Raw genomic sequence first — 17,118 nt, forward strand, 5'->3', positions numbered from 1 at the left:
ACGTGCCCGCTTCCCTGCCCGACCCGTCCCGCCGCGCCCTGCTGCGCGGGCGCCCGCGTGCAGAGCCCGTGCTGCGGCCGCCGTGGGGGCTCGGCGAATCGATGTTCGCCGACGCCTGCACCGGTTGCGGCGAATGCGTGCGCGCCTGCCCGGAACAGGTGCTGGTCCGCGGCGCGGGCGGCCTGCCGGTCTTCGAGCCCGCGCTGGGAGAGTGCAGCTTCTGCGGTGAGTGCGCGTCGGCCTGCCGCGTCGGCCTGTTCGGAGCGGTGGACCAGGCGCCATGGACGCTGCGTGCGATCGTCGGCTCCGGCTGCCTGGCGGCCAATGGCGTGGTCTGCTCCAGCTGCCGCGATGCCTGCGGCGCCACCGCGATCCGCTTCGCGCCGGCGCGCACGGTCCCGGTGCCCGATGTCCTGGCCGATCGCTGCACCGGCTGCGGCGCCTGCGTTGCCGGCTGCCCGACCGGCGCCATCGCGCTGGCAGCAGCGCCCGGAGCGTCCGTCGATGGCTGAGCGCAGGGCCGAATGGCATCTGGCCAGCCTGGTGGTGCGCCACCGGCCGGATGCGAAAGCGGCGCTGGCCGCCGCCATCGAAGGCGCCGAAGGACTCGAACTCGCCCTCCAGGACGACACCCGCAGCGTGCTGCTGCAGGAAAGCGACGGCACCGCCGGGCTGATGGACAACATCGGGCTGATCGAATCGGTGCCCGGCGTGTACGCGGTCAACCTCGTCTACCACCACATCGAACCGCAGGCGCCGGCCGACACCGCCGTGCCCGGGACCGCACCACAGGAGTCATTGCGATGAGTACCAGCCGCCGCGAGTTCATCCGCAACAGCGCCATCGCCAGCGCCGCCGCGGCGGCCGGGCTGCCGCTTCCCGCACAGGTCGCCGAGCCGGTGATGGAGGGCGACGGCGGGCTGAAGTGGAGCAAGGCACCGTGCCGCTACTGCGGAACCGGCTGCGGCATCAACGTCGCGGTCCACAACGGCCGCGTGGTCGCCACCCATGGCGACGTCAAGGCCGAGGTCAACCGCGGCCTGAACTGCGTCAAGGGCTATTTCCTGTCGAAGGTGATGTACGGCGCCGACCGGCTCACCACGCCGCTGCTGCGCAAGAAGGACGGCGTCTACGACAAGGAAGGCGACTTCACCCAGGTGAGCTGGGACGAAGCCTTCGACGTGATGGAGGAGAAGTTCCGCGCCGTGCTCAAGGCCAAGGGCGGCGACGGCATCGGCATGTTCGGTTCGGGCCAGTGGACGGTGTGGGAGGGGTACGCGGCCAACAAGCTGATGAAGGCCGGCTTCCGCAGCAACCACATCGACCCCAATGCGCGCCACTGCATGGCCTCGGCGGTCACCGGTTTCATGCGCACCTTCGGCATGGACGAGCCGATGGGTTGCTACGACGACATCGAGGCCGCCGACGCGTTCGTGCTGTGGGGCTCGAACATGGCCGAGATGCACCCGATCCTGTGGACCCGGGTCACCGACCGGCGGCTGTCGAACCCGCACGTCAAGGTCGCTGTGCTGTCGACCTACGAGCACCGCAGCTTCGACCTGGCCGACATCCCGATGGTGTTCACGCCGCAGACCGACCTGGTGATCCTGAACTACATCGCCAACCACATCATCCAGTCGGGCAAGGTCAATCGCGACTTCGTCGACAGGCACACCACCTTCAAGCGCGGCAACGACGACATCGGCTACGGCCTGCGCCCGGAACATCCGCTGCAGGTGGCGGCGAAGAACGCCGGCGACGCCAACGGCGGCACGCCGATCGACTTCGACGAGTTCGCGCGCTTCGTGGCGCCGTACACGCTCGACCGGGCGGTGGAGATGTCCGGTGTCGAGCGCGGCTGGCTGCAGCAGCTGGCCGAGCTGTACGCCGATCCGAAGATCAAGGTCATGTCGTTCTGGACCATGGGCTTCAACCAGCACACGCGCGGCACGTGGGCCAACAACATGGTCTACAACATCCACCTGCTCACCGGGAAGATCGCCACGCCGGGCAACAGTCCGTTCTCGCTTACCGGCCAGCCTTCGGCCTGCGGCACCGCGCGCGAAGTAGGCACCTTCAGCCACCGCCTGCCGGCGGACATGGTGGTGACCAACCCCGAGCACCGCAGGCATGCCGAGGAGATCTGGAAGATTCCGCACGGGATCATCAAGGACAAGCCCGGCTACCACGCAGTCGAGCAGAACCGCGCGCTCAAGGACGGCCTGCTCAACGCCTACTGGGTGCAGGTCAACAACAACATGCAGGCCGGTGCCAACATCCTCGAGGAAGGCTACCCGGGCTATCGCAACCCGGACAACTTCATCGTGGTGTCCGACGCCTATCCCACCGTCACCTGCCAGGCGGCCGACCTGATCCTGCCCACCGCGATGTGGGTGGAGAAGGAGGGCGCCTACGGCAACGCCGAGCGCCGCACCCACTTCTGGCACCAGCTGGTGGACGCGCCCGGCGAGGCGAAGTCGGACCTGTGGCAGCTGATGGAGTTCTCCAAGCGCTTCACCACAGACGAGTGCTGGCCCGAGGAGATCCTGGCGGCCAATCCGGAGTTCCGCGGCAAGACCCTGTTCGAGGTGCTGTACCGCAACGGCAAGGTCGACGCCTTCGGCGTGGACCAGATCGAGGCCGGCTACGCCAACCACGAGGCCGACGCGTTCGGCTTCTACCCGCAGAAGGGCCTGTTCGAGGAGTACGCCGAGTTCGGCCGCGGCCATGCGCACGACCTCGCGCCCTTCGACACCTACCACCAGGTGCGCGGGCTGCGCTGGCCGGTGGTCGAAGGCAAGGAAACCCGCTGGCGCTACCGCGAGGGCGCCGATCCATACGTCAAGGCGGGCAAGGGCTTCGAGTTCTACGGCAATCCCGATGGCCGCGCGGTGATCTGGGCGCTGCCCTACGAACCGCCGGCGGAATCGCCCGATGCCGAGTACGACCTGTGGCTGGTGACCGGGCGGGTGCTCGAGCACTGGCATTCGGGTTCGATGACCATGCGCATCCCCGAGCTGTACAAGGCGGTGCCGTCGGCGGTGGTATTCATGAATCCGGACGATGCGCGCGCGCGGGGACTCAAGCGCGGCGACGAGGTGGAAGTGGCCTCGCGACGCGGCGCGATGCGCACGCGGGTGGAGACGCGCGGCCGCAACCGGATGCCGCGCGGGGTGATCTTCGTGCCGTGGTTCGACGCCGCGCAACTCATCAACAAGGTCACCCTCGACGCCACCGATCCGATCTCCAAGCAGACCGACTTCAAGAAATGCGCGGTCCGCGTGGCCGCGGTGGGAGGGGCCTGACATGCGCGCGATCCTCGTGAACTCCATGCTCGCGCTGTTCCTGCTGGTGCTGGCCGCCTGCAGCCGCGACGAGCCCCGACCGCAGGTGGTCGCGCCCGCTCCCGAAGTGGGCGCGCGCGGCAACCCCGCGCAGGACATCGACGGGCTGCGCCGGAATATCCCGATCACCACCGAGGTCACGCCGCTGCCGATGGCGGCGGTCGAGAACTTCGACCTGCGCCGCGAGCGCGCCTATCCGATGCAGCCTCCGACCATCCCGCACAGCATCGACGGCTACCAGGTCGACCTGAACTCGAACCGCTGCATGCTCTGCCACGCGCGCAACACCGCCGCGCAGTTCCAGGCGATCCCGGTCAGCGTCACCCACTACATGGACCGCGACGACCAGTTCCTGGCCGAGGTCTCGCCGCGACGCTACTTCTGCGTGCAGTGCCACGTGGTGCAGACCGACGCCAGGCCGCTGGTCGCGAACGGTTTCCGCGACATCGACAGCATGCTGCGCGATGAGCGCGCCGGGCAGGCCGGGCAGGCGCATCAATGAACCTGCTGCGCCGTGTCACCGACACCCTGCGCGCCTTCTGGCGCCAGTTCAACGCGCCGGCGCGGTACCTGAGCCTCGGCTTCCTCACCCTGGGCGGCTTCCTCGCCGGCATCATGTTCTGGGGCGGCTTCAACACCGCGCTGGAGGCGACCAATAGCGAGGAGTTCTGCACCAGCTGCCACGAGATGCGCGACAACGTCTTCGAGGAGCTCAAGACCACCATCCACTACAGCAACCGGTCCGGCGTGCGCGCCACCTGTCCCGACTGCCACGTGCCCCACGACTGGACCGACAAGATCGCGCGCAAGATGCAGGCCTCCAAGGAGGTCTGGGGCAAGATCTTCGGCACCATCAACACCCGCGAGAAATTCCTCGACCATCGTCTGGTGCTCGCCACCCACGAATGGGCGCGGCTCAAGGCCAACGACTCGCTGGAGTGCCGCAACTGCCACGACTACGACTCGATGGACCTGACCCGCCAGGCCAGCCGCGCGGCGCGGACCCACCGCACCTTCCTGGCCACCGGCGAAGCCACCTGCATCGACTGCCACAAGGGCATCGCCCACAAGCTGCCCAGCATGGCCGGCGTGCCGCAGGGCGTGCAGGCAGCGCCCGCGGCCCAGGTGCAGGGGCACTAGCACGGGAAGGAGCGTCGCCCGGAACGCGCCCGCGGTTGCGCGGTGGCCCTGGCGATTCGCCGCTGCGAACGTGCCTGAGGGCCGCGGCAGGGGGCGGCGGGCGATGCGTCCGCCGGGGCGCCGTGCGACCATAGCGCGATGGACGAACAACGCATCATCGGCGCCGGCGCCACCCGCGAGGACGAGGCGGTCGAGGCCAGCATCCGCCCGAAGCGGCTGGACGAATACCTCGGCCAGCAGCCGGTGCGCGAGCAGATGGGGCTGTACATCGAGGCCGCGAAGCATCGCGGCGAAGCACTCGACCACGTCCTGATCTTCGGCCCGCCGGGCCTGGGCAAGACCACGCTCAGCCACGTGATCGCCAACGAACTGGGGGTGAGCCTGCGGGTCACCTCCGGGCCGGTGATCGAGAAGGCCGGCGACCTGGCCGCGCTGCTGACCAACCTGCAGCCGCACGACGTGCTGTTCATCGACGAGATCCACCGCCTCTCGCCCGTGGTCGAGGAAGTGCTGTACCCGGCGATGGAGGATTTCCAGCTCGACATCATGATCGGCGAGGGCCCTGCCGCGCGCTCGATCAAGATCGACCTGCCGCCCTTCACCCTGATCGGCGCCACCACCCGCGCCGGCCTGCTGACCGCGCCCCTGCGCGACCGCTTCGGCATCGTCCAGCGCCTGGAGTTCTACAGCGCCGCCGAGCTGACCCGGATCGTCCGTCGTGCGGCGGCGATCCTGGGCGTGGACTGCGTGGAGGACGGGGCGGGCGAGATCGCGCGCCGTTCGCGCGGCACCCCGCGCATCGCCAACCGCCTGCTGCGGCGGGTCCGCGACTACGCCCAGGTGCGCGCCGGTGGCCGCATCGACCGCGACGTGGCCGACGCGGCGATGAAGATGCTCAAGGTCGACCCGGAGGGCTTCGACGAACTCGACCGGCGCCTGCTCCACCTGATCATCGAGAACTTCGACGGCGGCCCGGTCGGCGTGGATTCGCTGGCCGCGGCGCTGAGCGAGGAGCGCGGCACGCTCGAGGACGTGATCGAGCCCTACCTGATCCAGCAGGGCTTCCTGGTCCGTACCGCGCGCGGGCGCATGGCCAGTTCGAAGGCGTGGCGGCACCTGGGACTCAAGCCCCGGCGCGAACCGGGTCCCGGCGAGGGCGAGCCGGAGCAGCTGTTCTGATCCGTCGCGACCGCCATTCCCGGTTCCACGACCCCGAGGCACGACCTTGAGCCGACCGTCCCCCAGTTCCGAATCTCCCGCGTTCAGCATCCCGACAAGGGTCTACTGGGAAGATACCGACGCTGGTGGCGTGGTCTATCACGCGCAATATGTCGCGTTCCTCGAGCGGGCGCGCACCGAATGGGTGCGGGCGCTCGGGTACGGACAGGATGCGCTGCGACTGACCCACGGGCTGGTGTTCGCGGTGCGGGCGATGCGGATCGATTTCCGCAGGCCGGCGCGGCTGGACGATGCACTGCAGGTTTCGGTGTCGCTGCGCCGCTGCCGTCACGCGAGCATCGTGTTCGCGCAGTCGATCCTGCGCGATGGCGAGCTGCTGCTGGACGCGGAGGTGCGCTGCGCGGCGCTGGAAGCATCGACGTTCCGCCCGCGGGCGATCCCCGATGCGCTGTACCAGGAACTGACAAGACTCGTCGAACCCGGAGCCCAGGACGAATGATGCCCCTCGCGATGCTGCTGCAGGCCACCCAGATCGAGCCGCTGCCCGAAGAGGCCGCCGCCACGGCGACCGAGCTGGCCGATACCGCCACGGCCGCCGCAGCCGCCACCGCCCACGAGGGCATCAACTACATCGACCTGATGCTCAAGGCGAGCCTGCCGGTGCAGCTGATCGTGCTGTTGCTGCTGGTCGGTTCGGTGATCAGCTGGGTGATCATTTTCCGCAAGGCGCGCATCTTCAAGCTCGCCAATCGCGACGCGGACGAGTTCGAGAACCGGTTCTGGTCGGGCGCCGACCTGGGCAAGCTGTACTCCGGCGCCACCGACCGCAACCGCCGCGTCACCGGGCTGGAGGCGATTTTCGAGGCTGGTTTCCGCGAGTTCGCACGGCTGCGCGACAAGCGCGGTTTCGACGCGCGAGCACAGCTCGAGGGCGCGCAGCGTGCGATGCGGGTGAGCTATACGCGCGAGGTCGACCAGCTCGAACGCAACCTGGAGCTGCTGGCCAACATCGGTTCCACCGCGCCCTACGTGGGCCTGGTCGGCACCGTGTTCGGGATCATGGTGACCATGCACGACATGCTCAACAGCGGCGAGCAGACCGGCATCGCCGCGGTCGCGCCGGGCATCTCCGAAGCGCTGTTCGCGACCGCGATCGGCCTGTTCGTGGCGATCCCGGCGGTGTGGGCCTACAACCGCTTCACCACGCGCGTCGAACGCCTGGCGGTGCGTTACGAGAGCTTCGCCGAGGAGTTCAGCACCATCCTGCAGCGCCAGAGCACGATCGAGTAGGCGCGCAGCCCATGGCCGGAAGCATCATCCACCGCAAGCGGCGCAAGCTGAAATCCGAGATCAACGTCGTGCCGTACATCGACGTGATGCTCGTGCTGCTGATCATCTTCATGGTGACCGCGCCGCTGCTGACGCTGAGCGTGGACGTCAAGCTGCCCTCGTCGGAGGCGCGGGCCACCCAGGAACGCACCGACCCGGTGATCGTCATCGCCTATCCCGACGGCAGCCTGGGCCTGCAGCTGCCCGGCGACGGCCGTCCGCGCGTCATCGACGCGGCGCAGATGGAAGGCATGCTCGCGCCGATCCGCGATCAGCAGGGCAACGATTTCCGGGTCATGGTCGCCGCGCAGGGCGATGCGCCCTACCAGACCGTGCTCGATGCGATGGACGTGCTGCGCCGGGCCAAGGTGAGCAACGTCAGCCTGATGACCAACGCGGGCGGTGATGCACGCTGACGCGCTCCAGCGCCCCGGCGGGGCGCCGCCGGAGGAGGGCCTGGGCCGAGCGATCGCCTGGGCCATCGTCGTGCATGTGCTGGTGGTGGCGATCCTGCTGCTATCGCCGCTGCTGAACTGGGATCCGGACCGCATCAGCGTGGCGGGCGCGCCGTCGATGGAGGCGGTGCTGGACGTGTCGAGTTCGGACCAGCGCGCGGTCGAGCGTGCACTTGCGCTGGAACCCGAGCCGCTGCCCGAGCCGGTGGTCCAGCCCTTGCCCGAGCCGGTGGAGGACGAGGTGGTGCCGCCACCGCCGCAGCCGCTGCCCGAGCCAGTGCCGGACGACGCACCGGTCGAGCGCCAGCCAACGCCGCAGGAGCGCGTGCCCGATCCCGAGCAGGTCAACCAGGAGGAAGTGCGCCGCGACGCCGAGGCCGAGCGCGCGCGCGTGGACCGCGAGCAGGAGGAAAAGCGCCGCCAGGAGCAGATCGACCTGACCGAGCGCAAGCGCCAGGAGGAGGCCGAGCAGAAGCGGCGGCTGGCGCAGCAGCAGCTGGAGAAGATCCGGGCCGAGCGCGAGAAGCTCGAGCGCGAGCAGCGCCTGGCACAGCAGCGCCTGCAGCAGATCGCCGACCGCGAGGCTCGGCAGGCCTCGCAGCAGGCGCAGTCCGCGTCGGCGCCGCCGCCACCGGGCAACCAGGGCGTGGACACCGGGCTGTCCGCGCGCTACGCGGCCGCGCTGCAGGAGGCGATCCTGCGCAACTGGACGCGACCGGACACTGTCGCGATCGGGCAACGCTGCCGCATCGTGATCCGCCAGATTCCCGGCGGCGAGGTGGTGGAAGCGCGGGTGGATCCGTCCTGCCCCTACGACGAACTCGGCCGGCGTTCGGTCGAGGCGGCGGTGCTGAAGGCGCAGCCGCTGCCGTATGTCGGATTCGAGTCGGTGTTCCAGCGCACGATCACGCTGAACTTCCAAGCCCAGGACCGCTGAGGCGGTCGCCTCGCGCTCTTCACCCGCGCCCGGATATCGTCCGCCCGGTGCGTGCGGGAGCGGCTTCAGCCGCGAACGGGTCCTCGATGCCCTCGAGGGCCGTCAGGACGATCGCGACTGAAGTCGCTCCCACTTCAGAGTGATGCATCTTCCGGTCTCCGGCCGCATGTTGCCGATTTGGCGGCCGGGTGCATTGAAGCCGGAATCCATCCCCCGTTCATCTTCGTGCGACGATTCACGGCCAAGCTGTCGGCCGCCCATTGAACCGCTTCGAGGGATTCTCCCGATGACTTTCGCCAAACGCTGCCTGTTCGCCATGCTCGCCCTGCTGCTGCCCTTCGCTGCGGCCGCGCAGCAGCAGGGACTGGAGATCGACATCATCGGCGGCAACGCTTCGGCCCTGCCGATCGCGGTCGTGCCGATGCCCTACCAGGGCGGCGGGACCGCGCCCGCGACCGACGTCGCGGCGGTCGTGCGCGCCGACCTCGAGCGCTCCGGCCAGTTCCGCGCGTTGCCCGAGCGCGACATGGCCAGCCGCCCGACTCGTGGGTCGGAGGTCGACTACCCGGCGTGGCGCGCCTTGCGCCAGGACTTCCTGGTGGTCGGCCGCGTGGTCGACGCCGGCTCGGGCAGCTACCGGGTGGAGTACGAGCTGTTCGACGTCGCCAAGCAGGAGCGCCTGCTCGGCCTGGCCCTGACCGCGCCGGGCAGCGCGATGCGCGACGTCGCCCACCAGGTGGCCGATGCCATCTACGAGAAGATCCTCGGCGTGCGCGGCGCATTCTGGACGCGGATCGCCTACGTCACCGCCACCGGGGCGGGGCAGGCCACGCGCTACGCGCTGATGGTCGCCGACGCCGACGGCTACAACCCCCAGACCGTGGTGCGCTCCAACGAGCCGCTGCTGTCGCCGGCGTGGAGCCCGGACGGCCGCAAGCTGGCCTACGTGAGCTTCGAGCGCGGCAACTCCTCGATCTACATCCAGGACATCACCACCGGCAGTCGCGAATTGGTGTCGAGCTTCCGCGGCATCAACAGCGGCCCGGCGTTCTCGCCCGACGGCCGCCGGCTGGCGCTGACCCTGTCGCGCAGCGGCAATCCCGAGATCTACGTGATGGACCTGGGCAGCAAGGCGCTGACCCAGATCACCAACCAGTTCGGCATCGATACCGCGCCGGTCTGGAGCCCCGACGGCAACAGCATCTACTTCACCTCCGATCGGGGCGGCCGTCCGCAGATCTACCAGGCGCCGGCGTCCGGTGGCGGCGCCAGCCGGGTCACCTTCGAAGGCAGCTACAACGCCGACCCCAGCATTTCCTGGGACGGCCAGAAGATCGCCGTGGCCCAGGGCGCAGGCAACACCTACCGGGTGGCGGTGATGGACCGCAGCATGGGTTCGCCGCGCTGGTCGACCCTCTCCCCGGGCTCGCTGGACGAGTCCCCGAGCTTCGCCCCGAACGCCAGCATGATCCTCTACGCGGCGCGTGAAGGCCGGCGTGGCGTCCTGTATGCTGTTTCGGCCGATGGCCGCGTAAGACAGCGCCTGGTCCTGGCCGACGGCGACGTACGTGAACCAGCCTGGGGTCCCTACCGGACTCCGCGCTGACGTGTTCTGCACAACCATTCAATCAACCTGAACGTCCGTTTCAACGCCTGAGGATCGACGAGAATGAACACCCACAAGTCCGCCGTGCTCGGCAAGGCCCTGCTCATCGCCATGATGTGCGTCGCCATGGCCGCCTGTTCGAAGAAGGTCAAGGAAGCCCCCCCGGCCGACACCACCCCGCCGCCGGCGCAGACCGATGGCACCACCGCTCCGGGTGCCTACGGCCCGTCGGATCTCGATACCGATGCCTGCCTGCGCCAGCGCGTGGTGTACTTCGACCTGGACCAGGACGCGCTGCGTCCGGAATTCCAGGCTGCCATGTCCTGCCACGCCAAGTATCTGCGTGACCGTCCGTCCTCGCGCATCACGCTGGAAGGCAACGCCGACGAGCGCGGCAGCCGCGAGTACAACCTCGGTCTGGGCGAGCGTCGTGGCAACGCGGTGTCCTCGGCGCTGCAGGCCAACGGTGGTTCGGGTGGCCAGCTGACCGTGGTCAGCTACGGCGAAGAGCGTCCGACCTGCACCGAGTCCAGCGAGGATTGCTGGGCGAAGAACCGCCGCGTCGAGATCGTCTACACGGCGAAGTAAGACGCGAAGATGCGTGCTTTCATTGTTCCAATCGCGTTCGCGGCGGCCTTCATGGCCGCCGCGCCCGCGTGGGCCCAGCGCGCGAGCCTGGCTGACCGCGTGGCCGTGCTCGAGCAGCGCGCCGCCGACAACCGCGGCAACGTCGACCTGCTCAACCAGGTGACCGAGCTGCGCCGGGAAGTGCAGACCCTGCGTTCCCAGGTCGAGGAGCTGCAGCACCAGAACGAGCAGCTCAAGTCGACGGCCCGCAGCCAGTACCTGGATCTCGACGGACGGCTCAACCGGCTCGAAGGCACGGGTCTGCCGCCGCCAGCGGACGGGGCCGTACCGGTAGATCCGGTCGGCGCCGCACCCGCGGCCGTGCCGGCCGACACCGTGCCGACCGTGCATGGCGACGCCGGCCTGATCGCCAACGCCGCCGGCGAACGCGGTGCCTACGAGACCGCGTTCGACGCGCTCAAGGCCGGCAACTACGCCGAGTCCGCACAGTTGTTCCAGGACTTCCTGCGCGTGTATCCGGAAGGCGTGTACGCGCCTAACGCCCGTTACTGGCTGGGCGAGAGCTATTACGTCACCCAGAACTACGAGCTGGCGCGCGAGCAGTTCCAGGCGCTGGTGACGCGCTATCCCACGCACGACAAGACCCCCGGCGCGCTGCTCAAGATCGGCCTGTCCCAGTACGGGCTGCGCGACCTGGACGGCGCCGAGGCGACGCTGTCGCAGGTGTCGGCGCAATTTCCCGGCACCGATGCGGCGCGCACCGCCGAGGATCGGCTGCACGCGATCCAGCTGGCGCGCGTCACCCGCTGAGCCATGAATGCCGTCGCGCCCGATGCGGCCGCCGCATCGACGGCGGACCGGCTGAAGATCACCGAGATCTTCCTGTCGCTGCAGGGCGAGGCCCGCGACGCGGGCTGGCCCACCGTGTTCGTGCGCCTGACCGGCTGCCCGCTGCGCTGCGTGTACTGCGACACCGCCTATGCCTTCCATGGCGGGCAGTGGTGGGAGATCGACGCGATCCTGGCCGAAGTGGCGCGCCACGGCGTGCGCCACGTCTGCGTCACCGGCGGCGAACCGCTGGCGCAGAAGCGCTGCCTGTCGCTGCTTTCGCGCCTGTGCGACGCGGGATACGTGGTGTCGCTGGAGACCTCCGGCGCGATCGACATCGGCGGCGTCGACCCGCGCGTCTCGCGCGTGCTGGACATCAAGACGCCCGCCTCCGGAGAGGTCGAACGCAACCGCTGGGACAACCTGCCGCTGCTGACCCCGCACGACCAGATGAAGTTTGTGATCTGCGGCCGCGCGGACTACGAATGGGCGCGCGAGGTGCTGCAAGCCCGCGCGCTGCACGCGCGCTGCGATGTGCTGTTCTCGCCCAGCAAGTCCGAACTGTCGCCGACCGAGCTGGCCGACTGGATCGTCGCCGACCGCCTGCCGGTGAAATTCCAGATGCAGCTGCACAAGTTGCTGTGGAACGACGCACCGGGGCGCTGAGCCGGCAATCGCGTGCGGGTCGCGCCAACCCGGTCGTGCGCGGCGCCAGACTGTCCTTGAACCTACCGACTTCCACGATTCCAGTCCCATGAAGAAAGCCGTCGTCCTTGTTTCCGGTGGCATGGATTCCGCCGTCGTGCTGGCCATCGCGCGCGAGCAGGGCTTTGCCGTTCACGCGCTGAGCGTGAGCTATGGCCAACGGCACACGTCCGAACTGGAGGCGGCCGATCGCGTGTCGGCGATGCTGGCTGCGGTGGAGCACAAGACGGTGCAGGTCGACCTGCGGGCCTTCGGCGGCTCCGCGCTGACCGACGACATCGACGTGCCCGAGGCCGGCGGCCCCGGCATCCCGGTGACCTACGTGCCGGCCCGCAACACCATCATGCTGTCGCTGGCGCTGGGCTGGGCCGAGGTGCTAGGCGCCAACGACCTGTTCTGCGGCGTCAATGCGGTGGACTATTCGGGCTATCCCGACTGCCGGCCCGAATTCATCGAGGCCTTCGAGCGCCTGGCCAACGTGGCGACCCGCTCCGGCGTGGAGGGCGCCGGCATCCGCGTGCACGCGCCGCTGCTGCGCCTGGGCAAGGCCGACATCGTGCGCGAGGGCCTGCGCCTGGGCGTGGATTTCGCCGCCACCGTGTCCTGTTACCGCGCCGACAGCACGGGTCGTGCCTGCGGCCACTGCGATGCCTGCAGCCTGCGCGCCGAAGGCTTCGCCGCGGCGGGCGTGGACGATCCGACCCGCTACGTGGGCTGATCGCCACCGTCGTGATGGTGGTGGTTGCAGCCGGGGCCGCCGGTGTCGCGGCGCTCGCGCCGCAGCGGGTCGATGTCCAGGCCGATGCGCAGCGAGCGGCCGATGCGCTGCGCGGTCTCGAACACATGGCGGGCCTGCAGCGGCGGCAGCACCTCGCGCGCGGTCGCGTCCCACAGCGCCAACCAGCGTGCGAAGTGCTGGTCGTCCAGCGCGAGCGGCCGGTGCGCCGCCATCGGATTGCCGCGGTAGGTCCCGGCGCGCAGCAGCACCGAGCACCAGAACCGCACCAGCGTGTCGAGGTGCGCGGGCCAGTCGTCGACCGCGGTCTCGAACACCGGGCCCAGCAGCCAGTCGCCGCGGGCGCGCGCATAGAACGCGTGCACCAGCCGCGCGATGCTGGCTTCGTCGGGGAGGTGCTCGCCCTCTACAGGCGGGGCGAGCGGCGGCCGGCGGGTGCCTGGAGTCAACATGCGCACAGTGTGCCCGTGCGCCGCTGTCCGGGCGTTGACCCAGGTCACGCAGGGCCCGCCCGGCGGCATGACATATAATTCCACGACTGCAGGGGCCGTTAGCTCAGTCGGTAGAGCATCGGACTTTTAATCCGCTGGTCGATGGTTCGAATCCATCACGGCCCACCAGCTGCATCAACCACTTGCGCGCGCCGCACACCGCCCAGCGTAAAATTCTCCGTAAAACTCCGCGCTATGCGGAAGGTTTCACGGTCGGCACGCTCTTGTCGTAGACCTTCATCATCTGCTCGGTGAGGCCCAAGGCGTCCTGCTTTTCGGCACGGGTGCCGGGCGTGTCGGTGCCGCCCTTGCGCTTGAGGTCGTGCAGGCTGAAGCGGTCTTCTTCGGCGATCACGCCCTCGGCGATCGCGGCGCGCACCAGGCGCTGCCAGGCACTGTCGAGGCCGGAGCGGGTGAGGGGTTCGCCGTTCTCGGCGAGGATCAGGTAGCGGTCCTCGGCGCGCATGGGGTGCAGCCTTGTGGTGCGGGCGATGATGTCGCGGCGGTAGGTCAGGGCGGAGTTCCAGACGGCGCGCAGACGCGGCGACCAGGCGACGACGTTGTCGCGGCTGCCCTTGCGGCGGTTGGTGCGGATCCCCTCGGGGGTCTCCTGGGCCTCGGTGAGGTTCAGGGTTTCGATGCCGCGCAGGCGGCACAGGTAGCCCAGCTCCATCACCAGCGGCAGGTAGGGCGCGTGCGAACCCCGGGTGCGCGCAGTGCGCGCCGCGGCGTCGACGGCGTAGCCAAGCATGGCCAGATAGGCCTGCTGGGCCGGGAGGCGCTGCCGGCGGCGTTCCTCCGGCGCCTCGAGGCCCTTGCCAGGGTTCTGGCTGACCAGGCCGCGCCGCAGGCCCCAGCTGAAGAGCAGGCGCGCGTAGCGCAGCACCTTGGCGGCCTTGGTGGGCGTGCCCTCGGCGGCGATGCGGTCGACCAGGCGCTGCAGGTGGTGGGTGCGCAGGCGGTCGGCCTGCAGCAGGCCGACGCGGCCGCCGGAGGTCGTGGGCTGGGCCAGCATCACGTCGCGGCTGTATTCGTAGTCCGCGCGGGTGGTCCTGGCCAGTGCCTTGAACTTGGGGCTGTCGTGGTAGGCCGCGGCCAGCCAGTCGACGGTGCCCGTGCCGGCCTTGTCCTCGACGAAGCCGTGCAGTTCCGACAGGCGCGCGTCGCGGCCGGCAATGGTCTTGCGCACCTTGCGGCCGCTGTCGCCCAGCTCGAACATGAACCAGCGGCCGGTGCCGCTGGCATCCCAGTACACGCCCTTGGGCACCCGCGCGTAGTCGATGTGCGGCGGCAGGTTGGCGGGGACCTTGCGCGGGCGGCCGGCGGGAGGCATGGCTCAGATGATGTCCGGTTTGTAGGCGGCGCGATCGTCGTTCGCGGCCGCGACGCCCAGGGCGACGTTGACGGCCTCGATGGTGGTGAAGATGCCACCCTTCCCGTCGTAGCGGTAGCGGATGCCCTCGCGCTTGGCCCAGGCCTCGACCGTCGCGCGGCGTGGGTGCTCGCCGGGGCGGCACAGCTGCTGCAGGGTTTCGAAGGGGACGATGGACGGGTGCAGCACGGTGGTCAGCCCTCGTCGTCCACGCGGGCGGCGTCGTTGATCAGCTGCTGGCGGCAGTAGTCGAAGACGCCGGCGGCGAACAGGGGGTGGGGCGGCATGCCTGGCGCGCGATCGGCGATGAAGAACGCGGGCTTGGCCTCGCCGGCCTGGATGATGGTGAGCGCGGCGAACTCGAGCTGGACGCCGTCCGCGGTGTCGCGCTCGATCACGTCGGCCCAGTGCCGCAGCATGTGCGGCACGTTGGCAAGGGCGTGGGCGGTCGGGAGGCGGGTCACGTCAGCCATGCGACTTCGGCTCCTGGTGCTGGGTGGCGATGGCGTCCAACAGGTCTGCAACGTCACGGCTGCGCACCTCCGAAGCCAAAACAACGCCGCCGCTGCCGTCCGGGGAGTAGACCTCCCAGCGCTCGTCGCACGCCTGCCACGACCCCGTGAACGGCATGACTCGCCAGCCCTCGGCCATCGCCTCATCCACGGCGGCGGGCTGCCGTGCAGTCGCCTCGTACTCCGCATTGCACTCCGGGCACACGACGCCGACGAAAGGATTGGCTGCGGGCTGCTGGGCGAGGGCGGACGCGACGGCGCGCTTGACGTGGTTCAGGGCGCCGTCGAATACCTCGGAAATTTCGTCCTCGCCAGCGTCTCCGCCCTCGTTGATCGCGCCGATGTGCGGCCCTGCGGATTGCCGGAGCGCCTCGGCGATGGTGTCGAAGCTCTCCACCGATACCCACGCCCAACCCGGAACCTGCACCGGGCCGGGGCCGTCGTCATCCTCCACCCCCACGGGCGCGCTCGGGGGTGCGGTGTTGCATTTCGGGCAGTAGGCTTCGATTTCCGTACCGCAATCCTCGCAGCAGACACACACCGGCAGCTCCTCCCCGCCGCCCTGCTGCATGGGCTGGGAGTTCAGCAGTTCCAGAAGGTCGCGCGATTCGGCGGTGACGCTGAACGGGTGACGCCAGTCGCCGTCCACGGTCGGCACGCTGGTGCCTTCGCGGACGTACCAGCCGCGCCGCTTCGCCTCGTCGCGCAGGCTGGCCTCCGTCCACGCCACCGCCTGCCCCCGCTTCCTCCCCGGACAATGCGGATCGTGGTGTTGCGGCGGCTCGCTCATATCCAGATGCGGGCACTCACACACCGCCTGCCCCTGCTGCTGCTGCGCCCGCCCGAACAGTGGAACGAAACGCTCGCTTTTAACAGTCGGCTCTACAAGGTGACGAACGCGCGGGTCCACTCGTTCCACATGCAGGGCAGGCTTCGTGGGGCCGTGCGAATACGTCGGCCCTCGTTTGCCGTAAATCCATTCGATGAAGTGTAGCCATCCGGTCGGCTCTGCGGCCTGCCCCCGCTGCTGCGCGGCGGTGAGGATGGATTGCACATGGTTGCGAAGTTCCAGCAGCGCCATGAAGCCATCATCTGTGCTCTCCGGCCACAGCCTGCAACGGTCGTAGAGTTCGCGAGCCGTCTGCATCCACGCCTCATCCACCACGCCCCGCGCCTCGGGCTTCGGCGTGAAGGCGGAAGGCGGCGGCGTCAGCTCGTACTCGACGATGAAATCGAAGTCCGGCGGGTCGTCCGGTCCTGCTGGCCGGCGGGATCCTTCGACCTCGCGCGCCTCTCCCAGCACGGCGCCGTACACGATGGACGGGCCGCCGTCAGGCCAGCCGTCGTCGCCGGCATAGTCCAGCGCCTCCTGGGCGGAGGAGACAGCTTCGGGGAGCGTGTCGTACTCGTTGTAGTCGCCGTTGTCGCTGTCGTAGGCGAAGTAGCGCAGTGGCTCGGCCGCCGGCGCCACCGCGTCTGCCGATGACGGCGGGGTGTCCTCCACCAGCTCCCACCCGTACTCGCCGCGCTGCATCTGGTCGACGCTGGCCAGGAACGGGTTGCGCCGGCGGCGCTTGAGCATGGCGTAGCCGTCGGCGACTGCGATCACGCGCACGCGGCCGCGCTCGCAGTCGGACCAGACCTGGCCAGCGCGCACCTGGGGTTGGGTGGGCGCGCTCATGCTGCGGCCGCCTTGGCGTGTGGCTTGGTCGGGTCGGCCAGCCAGAAGCCGACGTAGGCCCGCGATTTGCCGATCATGGTTGCAAATCGGGCCTGATTGCCTTGCGCCACTTCGTCGATCAGGTCGCGCAGGCGCTGGCGGCGGGTGTCGGTGACCGGCTGGATCATGTGGCTCTCCGAAGGCTTGGGCATGCTGATCATGCCCCCGGGCGGCGC

The 17,118-nt window shown here is 69.4% G+C and carries 21 protein-coding genes and 1 tRNA gene; 16 read left to right on the top strand and 6 right to left on the bottom strand.

The window, feature by feature from the left end; all coding sequences use genetic code 11:
* Positions 1 to 2: 2 nt before the first annotated feature.
* The 15 genes from napF to queC all read left to right on the top strand — a co-directional run bounded on the left by napF (position 3) and on the right by queC (position 12,829).
* Positions 3 to 512 carry a ferredoxin-type protein NapF gene (napF, locus tag Q0863_RS15430; RefSeq protein WP_298580434.1) on the top strand — a complete coding sequence of 170 codons (510 nt, stop codon included), beginning with the start codon at positions 3 to 5 and terminating at the stop codon, positions 510 to 512.
* On the top strand, positions 505 to 807 hold the full coding sequence (locus Q0863_RS15435) for a chaperone NapD (RefSeq protein ID WP_298580437.1): 303 nt from the start codon (positions 505 to 507) through the stop codon (positions 805 to 807). Before napF ends, Q0863_RS15435 begins: the two co-directional genes overlap by 8 nt.
* A complete protein-coding gene (gene napA / locus Q0863_RS15440; RefSeq protein ID WP_298580440.1) occupies positions 804 to 3,305 on the top strand; it encodes a periplasmic nitrate reductase subunit alpha in 2,502 nt (833 codons plus the stop codon). Before Q0863_RS15435 ends, napA begins: the two co-directional genes overlap by 4 nt.
* A gap of 1 nt (position 3,306) precedes the next feature.
* Entirely contained in the window at positions 3,307 to 3,846 is a 540-nt protein-coding gene (locus Q0863_RS15445) for a nitrate reductase cytochrome c-type subunit (RefSeq protein WP_298580443.1), read from the top strand.
* The gene (locus Q0863_RS15450) at positions 3,843 to 4,484 is read left to right on the top strand and encodes a cytochrome c3 family protein (RefSeq protein ID WP_298580446.1); all 642 of its coding nucleotides are present in this window, start codon (positions 3,843 to 3,845) and stop codon (positions 4,482 to 4,484) included. The genes Q0863_RS15445 and Q0863_RS15450 overlap by 4 nt, the downstream gene beginning before the upstream one ends.
* A 138-nt stretch (positions 4,485 to 4,622) precedes the next feature.
* Complete coding sequence (gene ruvB / locus Q0863_RS15455) at positions 4,623 to 5,663, top strand: Holliday junction branch migration DNA helicase RuvB (RefSeq protein WP_298580448.1); 1,041 nt, start codon at positions 4,623 to 4,625, stop codon at positions 5,661 to 5,663.
* Between the two features lie 46 nt (positions 5,664 to 5,709).
* Entirely contained in the window at positions 5,710 to 6,162 is a 453-nt protein-coding gene (gene ybgC / locus Q0863_RS15460; RefSeq protein WP_298580451.1) for a tol-pal system-associated acyl-CoA thioesterase, read from the top strand.
* Complete coding sequence (tolQ, locus tag Q0863_RS15465; protein ID WP_298580454.1) at positions 6,162 to 6,953, top strand: protein TolQ; 792 nt, start codon at positions 6,162 to 6,164, stop codon at positions 6,951 to 6,953. Before ybgC ends, tolQ begins: the two co-directional genes overlap by 1 nt.
* An 11-nt stretch (positions 6,954 to 6,964) precedes the next feature.
* Complete coding sequence (locus Q0863_RS15470; protein ID WP_298580457.1) at positions 6,965 to 7,408, top strand: ExbD/TolR family protein; 444 nt, start codon at positions 6,965 to 6,967, stop codon at positions 7,406 to 7,408.
* Positions 7,398 to 8,384, top strand: a complete 987-nt coding sequence (locus tag Q0863_RS15475) for a cell envelope integrity protein TolA (RefSeq protein ID WP_298580460.1) — start codon at positions 7,398 to 7,400, stop codon at positions 8,382 to 8,384. Before Q0863_RS15470 ends, Q0863_RS15475 begins: the two co-directional genes overlap by 11 nt.
* A gap of 286 nt (positions 8,385 to 8,670) precedes the next feature.
* A complete protein-coding gene (gene tolB / locus Q0863_RS15480) occupies positions 8,671 to 9,990 on the top strand; it encodes a Tol-Pal system beta propeller repeat protein TolB (RefSeq protein ID WP_298580463.1) in 1,320 nt (439 codons plus the stop codon).
* A gap of 63 nt (positions 9,991 to 10,053) precedes the next feature.
* Positions 10,054 to 10,578, top strand: a complete 525-nt coding sequence (gene pal / locus Q0863_RS15485; RefSeq protein ID WP_298580466.1) for a peptidoglycan-associated lipoprotein Pal — start codon at positions 10,054 to 10,056, stop codon at positions 10,576 to 10,578.
* Positions 10,579 to 10,587: 9 nt separating this feature from the next.
* Positions 10,588 to 11,388: a tol-pal system protein YbgF gene (gene ybgF, locus Q0863_RS15490; RefSeq protein WP_298580469.1), complete on the top strand. Its 801-nt coding sequence runs from the start codon at positions 10,588 to 10,590 to the stop codon at positions 11,386 to 11,388.
* 3 nt (positions 11,389 to 11,391) lie between these two features.
* Positions 11,392 to 12,072 (top strand): 7-carboxy-7-deazaguanine synthase QueE, encoded by a 681-nt coding sequence (gene queE, locus Q0863_RS15495; RefSeq protein WP_298580472.1) that lies wholly within the window; start codon positions 11,392 to 11,394, stop codon positions 12,070 to 12,072.
* A gap of 88 nt (positions 12,073 to 12,160) precedes the next feature.
* Entirely contained in the window at positions 12,161 to 12,829 is a 669-nt protein-coding gene (gene queC / locus Q0863_RS15500; RefSeq protein ID WP_298580475.1) for a 7-cyano-7-deazaguanine synthase QueC, read from the top strand.
* Here queC and Q0863_RS15505 read toward each other — a convergent pair.
* Positions 12,817 to 13,299: a group III truncated hemoglobin gene (locus tag Q0863_RS15505; protein WP_298580478.1), complete on the bottom strand. Its 483-nt coding sequence runs from the start codon at positions 13,297 to 13,299 to the stop codon at positions 12,817 to 12,819. The genes queC and Q0863_RS15505 overlap by 13 nt on opposite strands.
* A gap of 92 nt (positions 13,300 to 13,391) precedes the next feature.
* On the opposite strand from Q0863_RS15505, the gene Q0863_RS15510 reads away from it, so the two are divergent.
* Positions 13,392 to 13,467 (top strand) — tRNA-Lys (locus Q0863_RS15510).
* A 64-nt stretch (positions 13,468 to 13,531) separates the two neighbouring features.
* Here the strand turns inward: Q0863_RS15510 and Q0863_RS15515 are convergent.
* Genes Q0863_RS15515 through Q0863_RS15535 form a run of 5 tightly spaced genes read right to left on the bottom strand, consistent with a single transcriptional unit; the run spans position 13,532 to position 17,070 of the window.
* On the bottom strand, positions 13,532 to 14,671 hold the full coding sequence (locus Q0863_RS15515) for an integrase (RefSeq protein ID WP_298580480.1): 1,140 nt from the start codon (positions 14,669 to 14,671) through the stop codon (positions 13,532 to 13,534).
* A 3-nt stretch (positions 14,672 to 14,674) separates the two neighbouring features.
* Entirely contained in the window at positions 14,675 to 14,899 is a 225-nt protein-coding gene (locus Q0863_RS15520) for a hypothetical protein (RefSeq protein ID WP_345780530.1), read from the bottom strand.
* Between the two features lie 5 nt (positions 14,900 to 14,904).
* Positions 14,905 to 15,183 carry a hypothetical protein gene (locus Q0863_RS15525; RefSeq protein WP_298580482.1) on the bottom strand — a complete coding sequence of 93 codons (279 nt, stop codon included), beginning with the start codon at positions 15,181 to 15,183 and terminating at the stop codon, positions 14,905 to 14,907.
* The gene (locus Q0863_RS15530) at positions 15,176 to 16,903 is read right to left on the bottom strand and encodes a hypothetical protein (RefSeq protein WP_298580484.1); all 1,728 of its coding nucleotides are present in this window, start codon (positions 16,901 to 16,903) and stop codon (positions 15,176 to 15,178) included. Before Q0863_RS15530 ends, Q0863_RS15525 begins: the two co-directional genes overlap by 8 nt.
* Positions 16,900 to 17,070 carry a hypothetical protein gene (locus tag Q0863_RS15535; RefSeq protein WP_298580487.1) on the bottom strand — a complete coding sequence of 57 codons (171 nt, stop codon included), beginning with the start codon at positions 17,068 to 17,070 and terminating at the stop codon, positions 16,900 to 16,902. Before Q0863_RS15535 ends, Q0863_RS15530 begins: the two co-directional genes overlap by 4 nt.
* Positions 17,071 to 17,118: the final 48 nt, after the last annotated feature.

The organism is uncultured Luteimonas sp., assembly GCF_947492465.1.
Classification (GTDB): Bacteria; Pseudomonadota; Gammaproteobacteria; order Xanthomonadales; family Xanthomonadaceae; genus Luteimonas.